The organism is Belnapia sp. AC561 (genome assembly GCF_979252845.1).
This window is the reverse complement of record NZ_CEEDBP010000432.1, coordinates 1-243: the sequence shown is the minus strand read 5'-3', so window position 1 is coordinate 243 and position 243 is coordinate 1. Positions and strand designations below refer to the sequence as shown.

Sequence of the window (243 nt, the reverse complement as noted above, 5' to 3'; positions counted from 1 at the left end):
GGGAGATGGCCCGCCACCCGGACCGGCTCGGCCGCACCGCCGAGCTTCTGGCCGCCTCCCGGCCCTCGGCGCTCAGCCTCGGGTTCAGCAGGGTCACCCCGCCCAGCCCGTTGTGCGGCGCCTCCGGCAGCAGCTCCCGCTCCAGGGTGAAGGTGCCGCCGCGGCAGCCCGGCAGGTCCCAGCGGAGGCTGGCCCCGGGCCCCGGCGGCACCTTCACCCTGGAGCTGGAGCTGCTGCCGGAGG

General features: G+C 78.2%; 1 protein-coding gene. It reads right to left on the bottom strand.

Annotation, left to right across the window (positions count from 1 at the left end; all coding sequences use genetic code 11):
- Positions 1 to 243 (bottom strand): hypothetical protein (locus AC0IW9_RS31740; protein ID WP_471652258.1); only part of this gene is annotated, 243 nt, incomplete at both ends.